Below are 18,475 nucleotides of genomic sequence, written 5' to 3' on the forward strand. Positions count from 1 at the left end.
GTTGATTTGAAGTTCAAATCAACCTTTTTTTATATCTTTAAACTATGAAAGCTCCCGAAAGATATCAGCCCGAAAACAACCATTCTTTTTCTAGTTACTGGAAACCTACCAATGATAATTTATTGCCCAAATTACTACCGGATGTTTCTTTGAAAGAAAGCGAACAACTTATTCCACTGTATTTTCAGGTTGATGAATTGGGCGACACCGTTGCTAAAGAATATTTCACCAATAAACCGTTTGGCGAAGCTATTGGGAATTTACATCTTGATTTTTCATCATTCCCTTCAAACAAAAAAGATCTAACGTCAGAAACGGTACTACTTTTTGAACAGCTCACAAATATCCCTGATTGGGTCGATTTTGATAAGGTCAATTTAGCAGCGACTTATTGTAACAGATGCGGAACTTCTGCTTTGTCTGTATTGCGGAATTATTGCTTAATGGGCGGTTACGAATCCTCGGCTATAAACAAACCTTTAATCTTTACACAAGCATTGCACAAAGGAGCCGTAAAACGATTGGCTGACACAGTTGATTTCTGGATGCATGTAACAACAATTGATGGTTTAAAACCCCAGAAAGCAGGTGTCTATTCCATATTAACAACACGATTGATTCATTCTTATTCGAGAATTCAGATAGAGAAATCGACGGATTGGAAATCGGAACTTTGGGGCAGACCAATTAATTTGTGGGATATGTTAGCTACCAATTTAGGTTTTTCGATTGCTTTTATGGACGGATTATCTAAACTGAAACTTCCACCAACCAATGAAGAATTAAATGCCGTATTGCATCTCTGGAAATACGCAGGCTATCTTTTGGGAATTCCGGTTGAATTATTACCTGATACAGCTGAAGATGCCGCTAAACAATTGTATTTATGGAGTAAAACGCAAAAAGGCATCGATCAAGATTCTAAAGATTTAGCATGGTCATTATACGATGAACCCAAACGAGTAAGCTTTACCAATAACACCTTTATGAAATGGTTTGTGCAAAAAACAAATGTAGGTTACAATGAAGTATTGTTAGGAAGCGAAAGTCGATCGGCATTAGGTCTTCCCTACTCTAACGCTAAATATTGGATTCTACTGTTGAATAACATCAACCAATACTTCGACAAAAAAGCGAAAAGCAATTCAAAAGCATATAATAAATTCGCTATAAAAGGACGAAAACAACAAGAAGACGTTTGGGATTTGTACAAAAAGGAAAAGTAAAAAAGGTATTTTACCGACAGCTTTCTATTTATTGAACTCATTTAAACTTTTTTGGATAATACTCCGTAGAAGCAATTAGTTCATAGGATGATATTATTTATCAAATATTAGCTCCGTTAAGAGCAACCTGCTAATTTTACAGGTCGCTCCTAACGGAGCTTTATTTTTCAAATCGTTGATTTTTTATGTACAGCTCGTCCCTACGGGACTTTTAACTTTCACATAGAAAAAGTCTAAATCACTTTATTTAAACTTATAAGTTAAACCTACTTGGAAAACACTGTTGTAGTTTATATCTCCAAAATAAAAAAGCCAATAGGTATCATCATCAATTACATCTGCAACACCTGCTTTATATCGTCCTTCAATTGATAAGTTATTGGTAATATCATAACCCAAGCCTACATTTAAAGCTAAATCAACCGAACTTGAAGTATAAATACTTTCCGTTAATAAAAAATCTACCGAAGGTCCTACTTGTAAGAAAAATGATTTTAAATTAAACTTATTCATTACTGCAAAACCAATATAATTCAATGGAACATCATCTTTTCCACCGCTCGTTGCAGGAAAATAACGACTACTTAAATGCACATCATTGGCACCTTGCATAGAAAAATTCAGTTCAGGTTGTAACGAATAGAACTTTGCAAACTTGAAGTTACCAAAAACACCTAAATACGCGCCTGCTTTACTTGATGCTTCAACATCCTCAATTGTAGAAATATTTAAACCAGCTCTTACTCCCGTTGTAAATTCGGTTTGTGCATTTGCAGCAAAACCAAAAATCGCTGCGCTTAAAATAAATAGCTTTTTCATATTTTAATTATTTAAACGTATAAGTAGCACCAACCATAAAAGATCGATTTAAGTGCGAAGATGATCCATAACTATTTGTATTGGCATATATAGGTTCAATTAAACCTTGACGCATACGCGCTTCAATACCAAATTGCTCTGTAATATTATATCCCAAACCAACATTAAAAGTTAAATCAACATCGTTGCTAATGGTGTATACTAAATTATCGTAATAAACTCCCGAACCTTCTGCATAAGTAGGTATGTTCTCTTCAGAAACTTTAAAATCTAACCCGGGACCAATGTGTAAACTGAATTTATCAAAATTAAACTTGTTTATTAAATTCAAACTCAGATAATCTAAGGGCACATTAGTTGCTTTAATCGCTACATTACTGCCATTATAATTATCATATCGAACCACTTGTAAATTGTCAGCTCCTTGACGCAAATACAACATTTCAAATTGCATGTTATACACCTTGCCCAACTTTAAAGTACCGTAAGCACCTAAATAGAAATTATTTCTATAATCAGCACCATAACCAGTAACTGTAGAGGATGAAAAACCACCTTTAAACCCAGGTTTAAAAGACACTTGCGCATTACTGATACCAAATACCAATAAAGCTGCTGCTACGAATATTTTTTTCATAAAAAAGAATTTATGGGTCGAATATACTACTTTTTTTATTTACTTGAATAAATAGTTTTTTTACCCGTAGTGCATTATTTATATGTAATAAACTAAAAAAACCAAACAGTTATTTTTTTTCCACATAGATCTACATTTACTGCTGAACAAATTTTAGGATACATAGCTTTTGTATCGTGCAAAATAAACACAGCTTTACTATGTGTTTTATCACTGATAAAATCTAATTATAGCTTTCGTTTATAAACCTGCTATTAAATAACTATGTTTTCTATTATTTGTGGTTAAAAAATATACAAATCTGTGCAACTGTGGATATTTTATAAGGAACTACGAATGTTTTTTAAAAGTAGTATAAACACTTCTTACACTACATTAAGTGTATTGAGCAAGATATTCACGAACTTTACTTAAAATTAAACGATTATGGAATTAGGAATATCAATGTTTGGCGATTTACATTTAGATCAACAAACTCAAAAAAGAAAAAGTCCGCAACAGCGTTTTGCCGAAATGTTAGAACAAGTAAAATTGGCTGATGAAGTAGGCTTAGATGTGTTTGAAATGGGCGAACACCACAGAGAAGATTACAGCGTTACCAATCCGCAACTGTTTTTAAGTGCGGCAGCTGCCGTAACTAAAAACATTGAATTAGGGTCGGCAGTAACGGTTTTAAGTTCAAGTGATCCTGTACGATTGTTTGAAGATTTTAGTATGTTGGATAACTTATCAAACGGACGAGCGCATATCATGGCGGGGCGAGGTAGTTTTATCGAATCGTTTCCGTTATTTGGTTTTAGTTTAGACGATTACGACACCTTGTTTGAAGATAAATTGATGTTGCTTTTAGATTTGGTTCGCAAAAACGGAACGGATATTACTTGGGACGGCAGATTAACACAAAATTTGCGAAATGTAAACTTGTATCCAAAACCGGTTCAAGAACAACTTCCCGTTTGGATCGCAGTTGGTGGAACGCCGGCATCGGTTCTTCGTGCTGCTCGTTTAGGTTTGCCGATCACTTTTGCAATTATTGGTGGATTGCCTGTAAATTTTAAACCTTTGGTTGATTATTACAAAGAGAATTATTTAGCATCAGGTCACGATGCAACAAAAATGCAGATAGGCATTAATTCGCATACCTTTGCAGGAACATCGAATAGTATAAAAGACGAATATTATCCGTTTTATGCAGCACAGATGGACAATATTGGAAAAAGTCGAGGATGGGCACCTTTCAGCAAAGAAGTTTTCATGAACACCACCCGACCAGAAGGTGCTTATTTTATGGGCGAACCCAATGCAATTATCGATAAAATATTGCAACAGCACGAATGGTTTGGTCATACCCGTTTTGTAGGTCAGATGGATGTAGGCGATCCCGATCATAAAATGTTGATGAAATCTATTGAATTGTTTGGAACCAAAGTAGCTCCCGAAGTTAGAAAGGCTTTGGGGGAATAATATATCAGCAAATGGATTTAGTGTATGCTAAATCCATTTGTTTTTTATAACAAAATATTAAAATTACAATTTTCTAAAAAAACAAACCGCTAAAACTAAACTTGTATTTTATTCCATGCAATAACTTGTACACCGCTTGAATATTGAACTTTTAAAGGAAGTTCGTTTAAATTTAAATCGCCCAAAACATAATTTGTCTGCAATTCGTAAAGCGTTAGTTGGTGTAACGGCCAAGGAATATGATGAATATCGTATCGATACAAATTTTCATCGGCATCAACATACAGGCAATATCGTTCGGTTAAAAAACAATCTAAATCGGTTTTATCTGTTATTTCGGTTCCAATTTCATACTTTGCTGCAAACGAAAAATTCTTCTTTTTAAAATCAGATTGAAAGTAATCTTTATTGTTTCGAAACATATCGGCATGTTCGTAAGGTAAAACCGACAATAATTTAGAAACGGCAACCGAAATGATCTTACTTGCTTCGATGTTTAAAAAACAAACTCCCGGAATATCATCTTTTACAACATAAGTTCTCAGGTTGATCTCATCGAAATTAGAAATGGGTGCAAACGGAGGTAAAAACCGCGGTCGTATTTTTTCCATAGTAAATGCCACCAACGACACATAAGCTTCGTTATTAAACAGATCAATTGTTAAACCATCGGGAATTAATTCCTGCAAAACATCGGCATCAACCTTCCAATGAAAAAACAAGGCGCGGTTCCATTCCTGATAGAAACTATAAGGCTGTTTTGGGTAATCCCAAGTTCGGTGATCGGTTTGTTTCAGTATTTTTTTGATTGATAAACTCATAATCAAATGTATATATAAGTTTTTTTTTAAAATAGTGACAACTCATTTTTTCCAGGATACGGAATATCTAACTTAAATTCGCCATTCAATTGCTTTATGAAATGTGTTGCCAGCAAAGGCGATTCTACTTCAGTATTTTGATGGATAAAAAAATACAGTTTCTGTAAACCGCTTTCGCGCCAGTCTTTAAGAACCGTAAGCCAATCGTTTAAGCGGTCGTAATCTGCAGCGGTATTTGCACCAACGTATCGCACAAAAGCCGTGTTGCCGGTTAAACGCATGTGAAGCATGTCACGACGACCAGCAGTATCAACGATAATATTTGCTACGTTGTGCTTTTGCAACAAATTACAATATTGATTGAAAATGGTTTTATATGCAAACCATTCTTCATTTCGAACCTCAACAGCTAACGGAAAACCTTTTGGGAATTCTTCGATAAATTTCTGTAATCGATCAAAATCTTTTGGTTTGAAGTTTTCGTGCATTTGTAGAAAGATCATTCCCAATTTATCTTCGAAAAACGCCAAAGCATCGGTAAATGTCAAAACTTTTTCATTGGTGTTTAACAACCGACTGTAATGACTGATAGATTGTGGAATTTTAGGAAAAAATTTAAAGTTTTCGGGCGTTTTATCGTTCCAAATCCGCACCTGATCTTTAGATGGCGAACGGTAATAAGTAGCATTCAGCTCGATACTATTGAACTGCTTGCTGTAATACATCAATTCGTATTTTGTGCCTTTTGGGTAGAAGTTTTTTAAATCGGTTTTGTTCCACTTGGCACAACCTACAAAAACCTCGAAATTAGCTTTAGGATTTATTCCTAAAACGGGATAGGTTTCGGGCGCAGTTGGCGGTAAGGTAAAATCGACCAAAGACGGATCGGCAACTTTTCCAAATTTCATTTTTTATTTAAAGATAGCTTTTTTATGAAAAACTGTCGATAATAATTGTTGATAATTACAGAGTTGCTATATTTATAGAAGTTTAAATCTATTTTATAAATGCAGAACGAATACAAAGCAGTAGCAGATTCTTATGAAAATGCTATTTTTTCTTTTAATGATTTTAAAGTTGGCGGAGTTGGTGGAAGCAGAATGATTATTAGTGAATATCATATTGAAATACCGTATAAAAATATGATAATCAAGGTTAGTAATGAATTGGGAAATCATAATTTAGGAAAAGTAGATTTAATTTTAAACAATTGCAATTTTTACAATTTTGAAATTACTTCTCGTAATCATTTTATGAGTTTATTTTCACGTAAAAAAGAAATGCTGAATATAGAATGTATCAACAATATCTTTAAGAAAACATTACAGAATATAGCTATAACTTCTGGTTTAGAGAAAGTTGCAAAACAAAATGCATTTGAACCACACATAACATCGAATTACACTACCGGAAAATGGATTATTTCTACAAAATACCATTTAGAATTTGAAGACAAACTTGGGGCTTTAAAAGCATTGATCGATTTTCATAAATTGATAATTGATTCGATTTAAAGAAATATTATATATGTAAAAGCCACTCGTTCAAGTGGCTTTTTGTTATTTATTAAGTAAAATGGCATCGATTACATAATTGTAATTTAGTAAATCACGATCGTCTTCGTCATAAATTCTTTCCCATTTAAAATCGGGCAGTAAAATTTTGCTCGATGCTTTTCCGTTCCAATCCACTTTTAAATCATGTTTTTCTAAAACAGCAACAATTTTTTTGGCAATTTCTTTACTCACAACATCGCTTTCATTATTAATTTTCTGAAAACTGATGTTTAACCCCTCTCCTCGAACAGCACGTTCTAAATCTTGTCCGTGATAAAAACAATACCCTTCAGATTTTTCATTGTTATCGTTTAAGGTACGTTCTACCTCAACAACTTCGTACTCTCCATCATCCATTGTATATCCTGTATAATGAAGTGCAATAATTTTAGATTCTGCCAACTCATCAAAAGCCGCAATTAACCTATTTGTCTGTGTGTTTTCACCCCACGATTCACTTTCTTTTAAAAGTTCTTCGTTTACAGCATTAATCTGTTTGTACGCCCAATCTTCGGAAATCTCGTCTTCAAAACCATTATCTTCAATTTCTTCGATAATATTGTTCTGAATGTCCTCTAAACTGTAAAACCCCGAACGAACCTGTGTGTAAATAGAATCAAAAATAAATTGCTGATCTTCAGACATACTCTGTTTCATAAATTTTTGCTTTAAAGCCTTTTAATGTTTTATTTTTTATAGTACGAATATATTAATTCCATTTAAATATCATACAATACCTTATGTTTTTTTATGATTTTTATGATTTTTTTGATTTGATTTAATCTATTAATCTGAGTTCGATTATAAAATTGAGATTCATATTTCAATAAATAAGTAAGATACGAGTGTTTTTTAGGAAGAAATAGCGGGCTATTTCGAGGAAAAAAAGCGAAGTAGGTTGCCATTTATTGTAAAGTTGATAATAGCTTAACCTGTAGCGTATGATCCTTTTAAATGAAAGAAACTAAAATCGGATAGTTTTTTTACCACATAGTTTGTGTATTTACTGTTGAACAAATTTTTAGCTACATAGTTTTTGTATCTTACAAAATAAACACATGTGTTTTATCAATGATAAAAACTATATATACCTTTTTGATTGTCTATAACTTACCAATAAATCAATATATAACTATATGTACTATTGGGGTTTAAAAACATATAAATTGTGTATCAGTGATATTTTATAATAGACTACGGTAAACTTATTATTTTTTACTTATAAATACCCGTAGTGCATTATCAAAATACCGTTTTGTCACATTTTTTGTTTACTTCACTTTGTTTCGCTACAAAAATATGCGCCAAAACCCGACATCGTTTCATTTCATTTGCCCCCGAATTTCATTCGGGGTTACAAATATTTGACTCCTACGGAGTCTTATTTTTTTTCTATATTCATTTTCAATGAATTAATTTTAATCACATAATGCACTACGGGTTTATAAATATAATCAGCGATATGAATCCAAGAGAAGAATCGGACTCTTAGTAACGGTAATGCAATAATCTAAAATTATAGTTGCCTTAAACATTAAATGTAAAATGGATATGGTACCTTTGCAAATTCTTAATAAACTACGATGAATAAAGGATTAATTGCTTTGGCATGTGGCGGTTTAGCTATTGGTATGACCGAGTTTACCATGATGGGTATTTTACAAGATATAGCTAAAGATCAACAAATAGAAATTACAGAAGCTGCTCATTTTATTGCTCTTTATGCATTGGGTGTGGTAGTTGGCGCACCTATTTTAACCATTTTTACAGGTAAAATTGCTCCTAAAAAGGTTTTAATAATCCTTATGTTATTATTTGTTGTATTTAACGGTTTGTTTGCCATTGCGCCAGAGTACAATACCTTAGCCATTGCAAGATTTATGTCGGGCTTACCACATGGTGCTTTTTTTGGAGTAGGATCTGTAATGGCAGCACAATTAGCTTCTAAAGGCAAAGAAGCACAAGCTATAGCCTTTATGTTTACCGGTATGACTATTGCCAATTTAGCCGGTGTTCCGCTTGGAACGTACATTGGGCATCATTATTCGTGGCGCATTACTTACGGAATTATTGCGGCATTAGGGCTAATTACGATTCTTAGCATTTATTTTTGGTTGCCTGCTATGAATAGTAAAATGAATGGTAATTTAAAGCAACAACTATCGTACTTTAAAAATTTAAAAGCTTGGGTAATTATTGCGGTAATATCTATTGGAACGGGTGGTTTGTTTTCATGGATTACTTATATATCGCCAATGGTTACAAAAGTTGGAGGTTTACAAGAAAACAAAGTTCCACTTATTATGATTTTAGTAGGATTAGGAATGTTTTTTGGGAATATTATTGGCGGTAAGTTAGCCGATACCATTTCACCTACCAAAGCTGCCATTAGCTGTTTTATAGCAATGGCGTTTACATTAGTTGTAGTGTATTTCACCGCACATATTACTCAACTTACTTATATAATGGCTTTTATTACCGGTTTGGTTGCTTTTACTATTGGGTCTCCTTTACAAATGATGCTTATTACATCTGCAAAAGGATCCGAAAACATAGCTGCAGCTGCAGGTCAGGCTAGTTTTAATGTTGGTAACACTTTAGGCGCATATTTAGGCGGCATACCTATAACAATTGGCTACACTTATAACTCGCCTGTTTTAATTGGTGTGGGTATGGCGGCAATCGGTGGCATGTTGGCTATTGTTTATCTAAAAAAATTCTTAAAAGTTTAAAATAATTACACCATTTGTAGAAAAAATAACCAAAATTCATGTCTAAAAAAACTATATAACTAGCTGTAAACACCCTATTTCGCAATGGCACAATGCTTGGTTTATTTAAGTTGTAACATTAAATATTAAAAAGCTATGAAAAGTATTTTAAAAATTTTCGGAATTTTATGTTTATCAATCTTTGTTTTTACCGCTTGTAGCGATGATGATGATCCAGCAGATAGCGACTTCTTTATTGGTAGATATAATGGTGAAGTAAGTTATTCTAATGCAGATGAATCTAAATCTAACGATAACGGACATGTGCAGGTTGTAAAAGTTGGCGATAAATACAACTTCTTATTTTCGGACAGTATACCAGATATTACGGGTGTTGAATTTGAAAAAAACGAAAATACCGCAGTAATGATTGGTTCATCGGGTACACATTACATAAGAATCAATGCTAGCAAACTAACCATATTGTACTTAAAAGATGGTGCAACGTGGAGAGCTAATGCTGATAGATAATTTAAAAATTAATTTTTTTAAGAGTCATATTTTTTAATATGACTCTTTTTTTTATATTTACTTTAACAAATTAAGTTATTTTTAACAAATCTCACACAGCCTAACACTTATGAAAAACAAATACTTAACATTGCTTACGTTAATTTCGATGCCCTTATTTGGACAAACTTATTCTGCAAGTGAATTTATTTCTTCGGGAATAGAACAACATACCAACAAAGCTTATGACAAAGCAATAGCAGATTTTAGTAAAGTAAATATTAGCGATCCCAAATACATTACTGCTCAATACGAAATTATTAATTCGTTACTTGCCGATAAAAAGTTAGAAGAAGCTTTAAAACTATCAACACAACTTTTCGAAGAAAAAAAATATTTAGAAGCGCCTTATTTATTAGCACTTCATGGAATTGTTTTAAGTGAAAACGATAAGCTAGATGAAGCAATACAAATGTTTGATTTAGGCTTAAAAAACAATCCAGAATCTACACATTTGTTACTAAACAAAGCAGTAGTTCTTTATAAACAGAAAAAAAACCAAGAAGTTTTAGATCTTTATAAAAAAATAATAACAATAGATCCATCGCACACAAGCGCTTTGTATCATTTAGGTAATTTAGCGTTAGAAGATGGTAAAATTGTAGAAGGCAGTTTGTCTTTAATGACTTTTTTAATGCTTGATCCTCTTTCGGCAAACGCTTATAGTGCATTGAGTACTTTAAACAAAAAATACCACCAAAATTACACCAGCAAACCTACATTAAAATATTCTGAAACTGGCGATCAGTTTAAAGAATTAGAAGAACTTTTAAACGCTCAGGTTCAATATCATGCAAACTATCCGCTAAAAATTGGCATAGACGATGTTGTGGTAAGAAACATGCAGGCTATTATTGATTATTTTGAAACGCACGACGTTAAAAATGGCTTTTTTGAAAATCAATTTGGAAAACATTTCAAAGAGATTGCGTTGGCAAAACACACAAAAAATTATTTATACCTTTCGCTTGGATCTATAAGTTCAAGTTTTGAGAAGGAATATAGTAAAAATGATAAAGAAATTAAAAATTACGTAGATACTTTTTTAATTCCAAAAATAACAGAGAACTATTTTACTGGTTACAGAGGAAATCAAAAGTACAAGGTTTTTAGAGAAAATAACGAAAAAGTTTTTTTACCTCTTAATAAAGAAAATGAATTAGAAGGAACCGGAATTGTAGAAGACTTTTTAGGCACAAAAAAGGCAGACATAACTTACAAAGACAATAACTTAAACGGTGTAAAAAATTATTACGAAGCTAATGGAAATTTAAGCTACTCTGAAAATTATGTAAACGGTGAAATAACGGGCGCAATAAAAAATTACGCTGTTAACAATCAACTTATTTTAGATTTAAATTCAAAAAACGGAAAAGCAGACGGTAAATACACCACTTATTATCCTACATCGGGCAAAAACTGTGAAGGCACTTATGTAGATGATTCATATAACGGACTTTCGCAATGTTACTACCCAGACGGTACAAAAAAAATAATTGCAAATTATAGAAACGGTCTGTTTAACGGTGAGTACAAACGCTTTAACGAAACAGGAACTTTAGTATTAAATAGCAACTATGCAGATAATGAAATAGATGGTGATTTTCTAGAATATTACGACAACGGCACATTAAAACTAGAATCTAAATATATTAAAGGCAAACCTGTAACTTATACAAGCTATCATTCTAACAAAAAAGTTGAAAACCTAATTACTTATAAGGATCATAAAATTGTTTCTAGCGAGCTTTTTTCTGTTGATGGAAAACTGCTTGAGAAAGAAAATTATGACGCAAAAGAGAATTTAATTTCTGCCGAAAGTTTTGATGAAAGTGGACATAAATATCAAACACACTTTTTCAAAAACGGTAAATACAGTCATTCAGAGTTTCAATTTGCAAACGCACCTGCCTTAAAAAACAAAGACAAAACGCAGTATCAAAATTACAATGCATTAGGAAATCTTATTGCAGAAGGATCTTTCGAAAAAAGCAAACCTGTTGGCGAATGGAGCTATTACGATGCTTTAGGGTATTTAAAAAGTAAAACAACTTTTGATAATAATGGAGATTATTTAAAAATAGAAACTTTTTTAAGCAACGGTCAAAGAGATTATAAGGTTTCGTACAAAGAAAATCTTTACAATGGTTTGTTTGAAGATTTTTGGAACAACAAAATAAAATACACTCAGTATTATGACGAAAACGGTTTAAATGGTCCGGAAATTTTGTATTACGATAATGGTAAAATCTCTACAAACGCATTCTACATTAATAATAACTTAGAAAACGAAAAGTATATTTACACACAAGACCAAAAACTTTATCGTAAAGATATACTAAGCACTAATTTTACTTTAGCTTCTACATTTTATTTGTTAGATACACCAACTACTTTTGATTTTGTAGAAAAAAACGGAAAATTCACAATTAAAGAAACTGCTGCAACTACCAAAACGGTTGAACTTAAAAACGGACAATTACACGGAACATCTGTAAAACAAGCGGGCAGTTTAGTGTTAAACAAAGAAAACTATGTAAATAACGTATTACACGGAAAGCAAATTTACAATGCACCAACCGGTAAACTTACATATGAAGCGGATTATTTTGCAGGTAAACGTCATGGTTTATCTAAAAAATATGATCATTTAGGCAATCCTATCAACAGTTTGCAGTTTGAATGGGGTAAAGAAAATTTTGTAAGAACAGTGTTTATTCCAGGAATAAATAAAAAATCTACCGAAGTAAATTATATTAACGACCAACGCCACGGAACCAACACCATTTTTGGAACAAACGGCGAAACACTTGCCATTATTCATTATTATTATGATACACCAACAAGCTATCAAACAGTAGATAAAAATGGTGAGTTATCAAGCAAAATACCTTTTACAAAAGAAGTCAATAAGATAGAATCCTATTATAAAAACGGAAAAAAAGCATTAGAAATTAACTTTAAAAACTTTCTATATAATGGTGATTATAAGCTAAATTTCGAAGATGGTTCGCTTGCTTATCATGCACAATATAATTCTGGTTGGTTAAACGGCAATCAACATATTAATTACGAAAATGGTCAGCGATATATGCAAACATCGTTTATAAATGGCAAACAACAAGGAAACACCATTTACTTTGATACAAACGGTGATAAATTGATTGAAACAGAATATTCTGAAGATGAAATTCACGGAAACTATAAAATTTATGAAAACAATAAGATTAAACATAACTACACCTATGATTCAGATATTTTGGTGGCGATTTAGCTTAATAGTTTTACTGTTTTCAGGCGTGCTTGGGAATGCACAACCTATTGTAAATCCGCAGCAAAAATATCCGGGACAATCAGAAATTGTAACAGATTATGTAGAACATTATCATATAAACGTTAACAAAAACAATCAATTGGTTATCTCGCAAGATAACCACGAAGAGTCTATGATTATTAGTGATAAAGGTGGATTTAGCGCCGTAGAAAGCATTGTTTTTTCTGATCTTTCTCCTATAAAATCATACGAAGCATACACACTAAACACTATAAACGGTAGACAAAAAAAAACCGATGTTGCACATATTGCAGACAAAAAACTAGATCGCCAAAGTGTTTTTGATAGCGATGTAAAACTTAAAACCTTTAATTATGCCAACCTTACCAGCGGTAGTAAAAAAGTTTTAAAGTATAAAATTGAATTTGCCGATCCGTTTTTACTACACAGATTCATGTTTGCAACAAGTTATGTTAACGAAAAAAGAACCTTAAAAATAAGTCACCCAGAAACAGTAAAAATAGATTACAGGTTGTTTAATATTGATAAAAATGCGATAGATATTACTACCGAATCTAAAAAAGGTGTTACCACTACAACATTTAAAAAAGAAAATATACCTGCTATGAAAAACGATGGAGGTGCTGCCGGTAATATGTACGAAACGCCACATCTTCACTTTTGGATTTCTGAATACAAAACCAAAGAACAACTTGTGCCCGTTTTAGGATCTGTTGATAAACTATATGCGTATTATCACAACTTCATATCAAAAATAAACCTAAAAGAAAGTGCCGATTTAAAAACTTTTACGGTAGATCTAACTAAAAACTGCACCACCGACGACGAAAAAATGAAAACCATTTTTAAGTGGGTTCAAAAAAACATTAAATATGTTGCGTTTGAAAGTGGTTACGAAGGTTTTATTCCTAGAGAAGCAGATAAAGTGTTTGAACGCAAATTTGGTGATTGTAAAGACATGACGAGTATAATTACCGAAATGGCTAAATATGTAAATGTACCAAATGTTAATTTCACTTGGATTGGCACACGTGAATTACCTTACACCTATCAGCAACTTCCCACTCCTGCAGTAGATAATCACATGATTGCAACATATATTAAAGATGGAAAAAATATATATCTTGACGCTACAGATGCGAATGTGCCTTTTGGTATGCCTTCCAGCTTTATTCAAGGTAAAGAGGCGCTTATTGCCCAAGGCAGTTTGTACATTATAGCAACAGTACCAGAAGTTGACGCACAATTGAACAACATTACCGATGTTGTAGATATTACTTTGGCAGAACAAAAAATTATTGGAAAAGGTGTTTACACCGCAAATGGTTTGGCCGCAACACAATATCGTAACATAATTGGTGATAATGCACGTCATAGAAAAGAATATGTTTTTTCTTTGTTAGAAAAAGGAAATAACAAGTTTAAGCTTTCTGATTTTACCGAAAAAGATTTCGACAATAACGACCAACCTTATACCATTACCTATAATTTTGAATTAGATAATTATGTGGTAAGTTCTGGTGACGAAATGTATATAAACCTTACCTTAGATAAACCTTTTCAAAACGATGCTTTTGAGCCTACCCGTTCACAAACATACGATCACGATTTTTTAAGCAATCAATCTTATCGGGTTACACTAAACATTCCGCAAGGAAACAAAGTAACACATTTACCAGAAAACGCTTCTTTTTCAAACGATTTAATAGCTTTTAACTTTAGCTATTCTAAAAAAGATACCACTGTAGAATTAAATTACAATGTCCAAATAAAGCAGACACTAATTGCACCTCAACAATTTGCGTTGTGGAACGAATCTTTAAAAAAACTAAAAGAAAACTATCTAGAAACCATTATAATCAAAAAAAATGATAAAAATTAAAAGTGTACTACTAACCCTTTTCATTTCCGTTAGCGTATGGAATGTACAGGCACAAAAATTTGAGTTTAAAAACTACGAATTTTCATCGGCAGAATATAAAATAGATCCAAAATTTCAAAAAGAAGAAGAAATTATTTTAGAACGCCACATTAAATCTGAATTTGTTTTTGAAAATGATACGGCATCAGAATACCGTCTTATTCATGAAAAAAAACTAATAAATTCTGACAATGCTATTGAACGTAACAACAAAGTGTACATTCCGGCAGGTATGAACGATAATCTTATTGCCAATAAATTACGTGTTATACTTAAAAACGGCAAAATTATAGAGCTGAAACAATCTGATATTAAAGAAGAAATAGACGAACAAAGACAAACAAAGTATAATTATTTTGCAGTAAACGGATTAGAAAAAGGAGCAATTATAGAAAAATTTCATATTATAAAAAAAGAACCTGAAATTTCTGGTAGCACCTTAAAATTACAAAGCAATGCGCCTGTTTTAAAAACTACTGTAGAACTTATTTACCCAGAGCGTTTGTTGTTTAGTTCGGCATCGTACAACGGATTTCCAAAGGCAGAAAGCAAACTAAAAAGCTACAAAGAAAAAAACTCACTTTATGTAGAAGCTTTAAATATTCCGTCGGTTCCAGATAACGAACGTCAAAGCAATATGCTTAAAAATAGTCAACGTTTTAGTTATAAGTTAGACGAAAACCTTTCAACAAACACTAAAAACATATACAATCACTCCGATTATGCTAAAAGCTTATACGAAGCTTATCACCGTGAACTTTCTAAAGCAGAAGAAAAAGCATTAGAAAATTTTGTAAAGAAATTCCAAAAAACATCCGATCCGCTTGCACAAATTCAGAACATCGAAAAAAACATCAAAGAAAACATACAATACAATCGTTATTTTTCGGCAAATGAAAATTTAGCAGACATTATTAACAACAAACAAGGAAATCTGTTTGATCTTTTAAAACTATATGCCAATGCGTATAAAAAAATGAATGTTCCTTACGAAATTGTTTTTACCACAGACCGTTTTCAGAATGTTTTTGATCCAAATTTTGAATCGTATCTTAACTTTAAAGAAGTTCTTTTTTACTTTCCAACAGCCGATGTTTATGTAGAACCAGGAGCACCAGCTTACAGAACACCAATGTTTGATGACCAATTTGCAGGAAATCATGGTTTATTTGTAAAATCAAAAACCTTTGGTGGAATCCAAGTTCCGGTTTCAGAAGTAAAAACAATTGATTTTCCTAAAAATCAAAGTATGTCTGTAATGGATATTCATGTTGATTTTTCTAACAGTGTTACCGATCCTGCGTTGGCATCAAAAATTAAATTCAATGGGTACGAATCATTAAATTTTCAACCTGCAAAAGATTTTTCTGATCCTACAGAATATCAAGAGATGTTAAATTTTATAGCAAAAAACTATACATTTGAATCTGAAATTGCATCGGTAGAAGCTAAAAACGAAGGTTTAGAATTTGTAGGTAAAGAACATTTTGTGATAGATGTTAAAGCCAATGCAAAAGATTTAATTACCAAAGCCGGAAACAATTATATTTTTAAAGTGGGCGAAGTAATTGGCAAGCAAATGGAAATGTACGAAGAAAAAGAACGTGTTTTCCCAATAGAAATAGACAATCCACATTCGTATGATAGAACCATAACATTAACGCTTCCGGCAGATTATAAGATTAAAAATCCAGAAGTCTTTAATATGAATCAATCGTTAACCTATCAAGGAAAAGTAGTTGCCGATTTTATATCATCTTACGAAATTAAAGGCAACCAACTAATTGTAAAAAACACCGAACATTACGAATTTGTTGAATTACCTGCAAGCGTGTATCCGCAATACCAAAAAATTATAAACGCAGCTGCAGATTTCAACAAATTGTCTGTGATATTAGAAAAGAAATAATACTAAAAAACCAACCTTTAACGGTTGGTTTTTTTTTGCAATCAATATAAATCTATTTCCTATTCAAATTTCTACCTAAAGCAAAACAACTTATTATAAATGTTAGTATTGCAGGTAGTACCCATTCTAGATTAAAACGTGCCAAAGGCAACATGTTCAGTAATTGCGTAAAGAAATCTTCTGACGGAAACCAATTAGCTACCAATCTAATCAACGATACAACCATTGTTACAATTAATGTTATAAAATAAGGTTTCTGGTTATGAATAATTTTTCCAAACAGTAATACTGAAAGTATTAACACTAAAGTTACTGGGTAAATAAAGTTTAAGGTTGCAGCAGCATAATCAATAATTCCATCTACCCCAATAATTGCTAAAAGAGTTGATACTAATGTAATTGATATTACTCCTTCAATATATCCTAACTTTCCTTTGGTTAATCGTTCAAAAAAGTTTGCCGACCCAGCTGTTAATGCAATTGCAGTAGTTAAACACGCCAAAATCATTAATATTGATATTAAATAAATACCGCTATTGCCAAAATGTTGTGTGGCAATTTGAACCAATAAAGACGATCGTGTGGTATTGGAAACATTCACTGTAGCGTGCGCACCAAGGTAAAACAAACCGCCATAAACCAGTATCATACAAAAAGCACTTAAAAGTGCGGCTTTAACCACAACTTCTACCCTTTCGTTTATATGTGTATAGCTTTTACGATTGGCTCCGGCAATTAACAGCACGGCAAAAATCAATCCCGCTAAAACATCCATTGTTTGGTAACCCTCATTAAATCCTACATAAAAACGATCTTCAATAACTGTTGGCGGAATATTAACTTCCGACCCAACAAAAAAGCCAGGTATAATTAAAATAGCAAGAAAAATTAATAAAATAGGTGTAAATATTTTACCTAAAATGGCGGTAATGCGGTTTAAAGAAAGTGATGCCGCCATTACTGCACCAAAAAACAAAACACAAACCCAAACTGGTTGCGCATGTGGTATAATTGGCTGGATAGCAACTTCGAAAACCGATGCTCCTGCGCGTGGTAATGCAATTAAAGGACCAATACACAAAACATTAACTGTAGCTAAAACATAGGCTAATTTAACATTTGCACGTGCACCCAAATCGGTAAAATAGTTACCTGAGACGGCTACTGCAAAAATTGCTAAAACAGGTGCTAAAATAGCTGTTAACGAAAAACCTGCAAATGTTGCCGTCCAATCTGTGCGGGTTTGCAAGCCTAAATAAGCGGGTAGTAATAAATTTCCTGCTCCAAAAAACATCGCAAATAGTGCCATTCCCAAAAAAAGAATGGTTCTACGTTTTCTTGCTTCCATGTAGTTTAATATATTTTTGATTTACTTCAAACATAAGGTTTTTTTTTAACAAAAGCTTAAATAAATAATTACAAATTATGTTTAATTTATAAAAATTACGGTTTTGTAGATTTATATTAAAAAATCTATCAATAGGTTCATCATTCATTCCTTATTCGCACTACTAAAATAAAAACCACTAATAATTTCATTATAAAT

14 protein-coding genes are annotated in these 18,475 nt (G+C 32.4%); 8 read left to right on the forward strand and 6 right to left on the reverse strand.

The annotated features are described in order from the left end of the window. The first annotated feature begins 44 nt into the window (after positions 1-44). Positions 45-1,226 carry an oxygenase MpaB family protein gene (locus EG242_RS01905; RefSeq protein WP_124898223.1) on the forward strand — a complete coding sequence of 394 codons (1,182 nt, stop codon included), beginning with the start codon at positions 45-47 and terminating at the stop codon, positions 1,224-1,226. Between the two features lie 243 nt (positions 1,227-1,469). Here EG242_RS01905 and EG242_RS01910 read toward each other — a convergent pair whose 3' ends face one another. Continuing rightward, on the reverse strand, positions 1,470-2,045 hold the full coding sequence (locus EG242_RS01910) for a porin family protein (protein WP_124898224.1): 576 nt from the start codon (positions 2,043-2,045) through the stop codon (positions 1,470-1,472). A gap of 7 nt (positions 2,046-2,052) precedes the next feature. Continuing rightward, on the reverse strand, positions 2,053-2,682 hold the full coding sequence (locus EG242_RS01915; RefSeq protein ID WP_124898225.1) for an outer membrane beta-barrel protein: 630 nt from the start codon (positions 2,680-2,682) through the stop codon (positions 2,053-2,055). A gap of 426 nt (positions 2,683-3,108) precedes the next feature. Here EG242_RS01915 and EG242_RS01920 point away from each other — a divergent pair, with 426 nt between their 5' ends. Further along, positions 3,109-4,146 carry an LLM class flavin-dependent oxidoreductase gene (locus EG242_RS01920; RefSeq protein ID WP_124898226.1) on the forward strand — a complete coding sequence of 346 codons (1,038 nt, stop codon included), beginning with the start codon at positions 3,109-3,111 and terminating at the stop codon, positions 4,144-4,146. 95 nt (positions 4,147-4,241) lie between these two features. On the opposite strand, the gene EG242_RS01925 is transcribed toward EG242_RS01920, so the two are convergent. Together EG242_RS01925 and EG242_RS01930 are read right to left on the reverse strand one after the other, a co-directional pair. Then, positions 4,242-4,967, reverse strand: a complete 726-nt coding sequence (locus tag EG242_RS01925) for a YqjF family protein (RefSeq protein ID WP_124898227.1) — start codon at positions 4,965-4,967, stop codon at positions 4,242-4,244. A gap of 26 nt (positions 4,968-4,993) precedes the next feature. Beyond that, positions 4,994-5,875, reverse strand: a complete 882-nt coding sequence (locus EG242_RS01930; protein ID WP_124898228.1) for a DUF72 domain-containing protein — start codon at positions 5,873-5,875, stop codon at positions 4,994-4,996. Positions 5,876-5,974: 99 nt separating this feature from the next. Here EG242_RS01930 and EG242_RS01935 point away from each other — a divergent pair, with 99 nt between their 5' ends. Further along, entirely contained in the window at positions 5,975-6,481 is a 507-nt protein-coding gene (locus EG242_RS01935; protein ID WP_124898229.1) for a hypothetical protein, read from the forward strand. A gap of 45 nt (positions 6,482-6,526) precedes the next feature. On the opposite strand, the gene EG242_RS01940 is transcribed toward EG242_RS01935, so the two are convergent. Beyond that, complete coding sequence (locus tag EG242_RS01940) at positions 6,527-7,180, reverse strand: DUF6891 domain-containing protein (protein WP_235831843.1); 654 nt, start codon at positions 7,178-7,180, stop codon at positions 6,527-6,529. A gap of 926 nt (positions 7,181-8,106) precedes the next feature. Between EG242_RS01940 and EG242_RS01945 the strand changes: the two genes are divergently transcribed. The 5 genes from EG242_RS01945 to EG242_RS01965 all read left to right on the forward strand — a co-directional run bounded on the left by EG242_RS01945 (position 8,107) and on the right by EG242_RS01965 (position 16,929). Continuing rightward, positions 8,107-9,255, forward strand: coding sequence for an MFS transporter (locus tag EG242_RS01945; protein ID WP_124898230.1), 1,149 nt, complete (start codon positions 8,107-8,109; stop codon positions 9,253-9,255). Between the two features lie 135 nt (positions 9,256-9,390). Then, a complete protein-coding gene (locus EG242_RS01950) occupies positions 9,391-9,765 on the forward strand; it encodes a hypothetical protein (RefSeq protein WP_124898231.1) in 375 nt (124 codons plus the stop codon). A gap of 109 nt (positions 9,766-9,874) precedes the next feature. Beyond that, positions 9,875-13,078 carry a toxin-antitoxin system YwqK family antitoxin gene (locus EG242_RS01955; protein WP_124898232.1) on the forward strand — a complete coding sequence of 1,068 codons (3,204 nt, stop codon included), beginning with the start codon at positions 9,875-9,877 and terminating at the stop codon, positions 13,076-13,078. Continuing rightward, entirely contained in the window at positions 13,017-14,981 is a 1,965-nt protein-coding gene (locus tag EG242_RS01960) for a transglutaminase domain-containing protein (protein WP_158608837.1), read from the forward strand. The genes EG242_RS01955 and EG242_RS01960 overlap by 62 nt, the downstream gene beginning before the upstream one ends. Then, the gene (locus EG242_RS01965; protein ID WP_124898234.1) at positions 14,968-16,929 is read left to right on the forward strand and encodes a DUF3857 domain-containing protein; all 1,962 of its coding nucleotides are present in this window, start codon (positions 14,968-14,970) and stop codon (positions 16,927-16,929) included. The genes EG242_RS01960 and EG242_RS01965 overlap by 14 nt, the downstream gene beginning before the upstream one ends. Before the next feature lie 52 nt (positions 16,930-16,981). Here the strand turns inward: EG242_RS01965 and brnQ are convergent, their stop codons facing one another. Continuing rightward, positions 16,982-18,277, reverse strand: coding sequence for a branched-chain amino acid transport system II carrier protein (brnQ, locus tag EG242_RS01970; protein ID WP_124898235.1), 1,296 nt, complete (start codon positions 18,275-18,277; stop codon positions 16,982-16,984). Between the last annotated feature and the right edge of the window lie 198 nt (positions 18,278-18,475).

Source organism: Paenimyroides viscosum, assembly GCF_003858535.1.
GTDB classification, from domain to species: domain Bacteria; phylum Bacteroidota; class Bacteroidia; order Flavobacteriales; family Flavobacteriaceae; genus Flavobacterium; species Flavobacterium viscosum.

What these genes read in the sequence shown, in the direction of transcription:
- EG242_RS01930 (WP_124898228.1), bottom strand. Translation starts at nt 5,875, where the DNA reads ATGAAATTTGGAAAAGTTGCCGATCCGTCTTTGGTCGATTTTACCTTA.
- EG242_RS01925 (WP_124898227.1), bottom strand. Translation starts at nt 4,967, where the DNA reads ATGAGTTTATCAATCAAAAAAATACTGAAACAAACCGATCACCGAACT.
- EG242_RS01955 (WP_124898232.1), top strand. Translation starts at nt 9,875, where the DNA reads ATGAAAAACAAATACTTAACATTGCTTACGTTAATTTCGATGCCCTTA.
- EG242_RS01950 (WP_124898231.1), top strand. Translation starts at nt 9,391, where the DNA reads ATGAAAAGTATTTTAAAAATTTTCGGAATTTTATGTTTATCAATCTTT.
- EG242_RS01965 (WP_124898234.1), top strand. Translation starts at nt 14,968, where the DNA reads ATGATAAAAATTAAAAGTGTACTACTAACCCTTTTCATTTCCGTTAGC.
- EG242_RS01920 (WP_124898226.1), top strand. Translation starts at nt 3,109, where the DNA reads ATGGAATTAGGAATATCAATGTTTGGCGATTTACATTTAGATCAACAA.
- EG242_RS01905 (WP_124898223.1), top strand. Translation starts at nt 45, where the DNA reads ATGAAAGCTCCCGAAAGATATCAGCCCGAAAACAACCATTCTTTTTCT.
- EG242_RS01940 (WP_235831843.1), bottom strand. Translation starts at nt 7,180, where the DNA reads ATGAAACAGAGTATGTCTGAAGATCAGCAATTTATTTTTGATTCTATT.
- EG242_RS01910 (WP_124898224.1), bottom strand. Translation starts at nt 2,045, where the DNA reads ATGAAAAAGCTATTTATTTTAAGCGCAGCGATTTTTGGTTTTGCTGCA.
- EG242_RS01935 (WP_124898229.1), top strand. Translation starts at nt 5,975, where the DNA reads ATGCAGAACGAATACAAAGCAGTAGCAGATTCTTATGAAAATGCTATT.
- EG242_RS01915 (WP_124898225.1), bottom strand. Translation starts at nt 2,682, where the DNA reads ATGAAAAAAATATTCGTAGCAGCAGCTTTATTGGTATTTGGTATCAGT.
- EG242_RS01960 (WP_158608837.1), top strand. Translation starts at nt 13,017, where the DNA reads ATGAAAACAATAAGATTAAACATAACTACACCTATGATTCAGATATTT.
- brnQ (WP_124898235.1), bottom strand. Translation starts at nt 18,277, where the DNA reads ATGGAAGCAAGAAAACGTAGAACCATTCTTTTTTTGGGAATGGCACTA.
- EG242_RS01945 (WP_124898230.1), top strand. Translation starts at nt 8,107, where the DNA reads ATGAATAAAGGATTAATTGCTTTGGCATGTGGCGGTTTAGCTATTGGT.